Origin of the sequence: Chryseobacterium barbadense, assembly GCF_042849955.1 — a bacterium.
Lineage (GTDB): Bacteria > Bacteroidota > Bacteroidia > Flavobacteriales > Weeksellaceae > Chryseobacterium.
This window is the reverse complement of record NZ_BAAFHL010000133.1, coordinates 1-2,007: the sequence shown is the minus strand read 5'-3', so window position 1 is coordinate 2,007 and position 2,007 is coordinate 1. Positions and strand designations below refer to the sequence as shown.

General features: G+C 38.0%; 3 protein-coding genes. 2 read left to right on the top strand and 1 reads right to left on the bottom strand.

From position 1 onward, the window contains the following. Together ACGHIN_RS17140 and ACGHIN_RS17135 are read left to right on the top strand one after the other, a co-directional pair. The coding region (locus tag ACGHIN_RS17140; RefSeq protein WP_390456410.1) for a DUF1800 family protein at positions 1-498 on the top strand (498 nt) is incomplete at its 5' end. A gap of 24 nt (positions 499-522) precedes the next feature. After that, positions 523-1,707 (top strand): DUF1501 domain-containing protein, encoded by a 1,185-nt coding sequence (locus ACGHIN_RS17135; RefSeq protein ID WP_390456407.1) that lies wholly within the window; start codon positions 523-525, stop codon positions 1,705-1,707. A 55-nt stretch (positions 1,708-1,762) separates the two neighbouring features. Here the strand turns inward: ACGHIN_RS17135 and ACGHIN_RS17130 are convergent. Further along, positions 1,763-2,007: hypothetical protein (locus tag ACGHIN_RS17130; RefSeq protein WP_390456404.1), on the bottom strand; the 245-nt coding region annotated here is incomplete at its 5' end.

Here is a 2,007-nt window from a genome sequence, read left to right as displayed (position 1 = left end):
AAAAATATCGGAAACAGGATAAAATCCCCTATCGAACTAATGGCCGGAATGATGAGAATACTTCCAATGGAAATCCAGAATCCGGAAAACCTCATCATATATCAGAAATTACTGGGCCAGATGCTCTTATATCCGCCGAATGTTTCAGGATGGCCTAATGGAAAATCATGGATCGACAGCTCCACATTAATGTTGAGAATGCAAATTCCTCAGATATGGTCAGGCTTAAGACCTTTAGAATATACTCCACGACCGGATGATGACATTGATATGGGAATGAAGTCCCGTGAAACCGCTTTTAATAAAAGTTTCAAAAATCCGAATATTACTATTGACTGGAACCGTGTTGAAAAGGCTTTCAGCAATAAAAACTGTGAGGATTACCTGCTTGTTAACACAAAAACGCTTGACCTTGGCTCTGTAAAGAAATTCTCGGACAGCAGTGTCAAAATGAATGTCATCAATCTGATGTCGACTCCTGAATATCAACTCATGTAATGGTTTCATCTAAAAATTTGCAACATGTTAATCAAAAGAAGAGAATTCCTTAAAATAAGCTCATTAGCTACTGCATCGTTAATGATGCCCAACTTTTTGAAAGCCATGACTTTGGATGAAGCATTGGAACCCAATCAGAAAATCCTGGTCGTCTTACAGTTTACGGGCGGAAATGACGGTTTAAATACCATTATTCCTGTCAAAAACGATATTTATTTTAGAGAAAGGAATAATATCGCTATTAAGGACTCCCTGTTATTGAATGATGAAACCGGGATCAATCCTTCGTTATCCTATTTTAAAGAGCTTTTTGACAGCGGAGAATTGGCTGTGATGAACAATGTAGGTTATCCGAATCCTGATAAATCTCATTTCAGAAGTATGGACATCTGGCATTCCGCAAGCAAAAGTGATGAATATCTGGAAACAGGCTGGCTCGGACGTTTTCTGGATGAGGAATGTTATCGTTGTGAGCATCCAACCCAGGCTCTGGAAGTGGATGACATGCTGAGCCTGGCTTTAAAAGGAGAAAACAATAAAGCATTTGCCTTCAAAGATCCGAAGAGGCTTTATCAAACCAGCCAGGAAAAGTATTTCAAATCGCTGTATGATCATCACCATGATGATGAAACCGTCTCTTATCTGTATCAGACCTTAGGTTCCACGATCAATAATGCGGATTATATTTTTGAAAAAAGTAAATCGAAAACCACCACTCAGGCCTATCCGAACTCACAATTGGGGAAAGATTTCAAAACTGTGGCCTCCTTAATCAAATCTGATATCAATACCAGGGTATACTATCTTTCCATTGGAAGTTTTGACACGCATGTTAATCAGAATGACCGGCAGAAAAAACTTTTCAATGATATTAATGAAGCGGTGAAATCTTTTGTTGCAGACATGAAAAGTAATGGCCTTTTCGACCATATCTTACTTATGACCTTTTCTGAGTTCGGACGCCGTGTTGCACAAAATGCAAGCAACGGAACTGATCACGGAACAGCCAATCAGATGTTTTTCATCAGCGGAGGCCTGAAAAGAAAGGGCCTTTTAAATGCACTTCCCGATCTTCAGAATCTGAATGAAGGCGATCTGATCTACTCGGAAGATTTCAGGAAAGTATATGCCACCATTCTTAAAAACTGGCTCAAAGCCGATTCTTCGAAAGTACTGGGCTGGAAAAACGGAATTTATGATTTTGTATAAATAAAAAGCGGCTTTTCCAAGGGAAAAGCCGCTTTCATTTTAAACTTTAACTACTTCATTGAGCAGGTAACTGCTTTTTATCGTCTTTCTTTTCGTTTAATTTTTCTGATATTTTTTTAACTACAAATTCTATCACCAAAGGTGCTACAATTGCGATCAATGTTTTTAAAATTCTTGATTTCATAATGTGTGGCATTTTTATATCTAAGTAAATACAATTTCCAAGCCAACTCATTTTTTTACTCTTCATCCGGAACAAGCAGATTTTCATAATTCTTATTCCCTGCTCTGAATTTCTCC

Bases quoted from the DNA above. Each gene is read 5' to 3' on its own strand.
- ACGHIN_RS17135 (WP_390456407.1), top strand. From the start codon at position 523: ATGTTAATCAAAAGAAGAGAATTCCTTAAAATAAGCTCATTAGCTACT.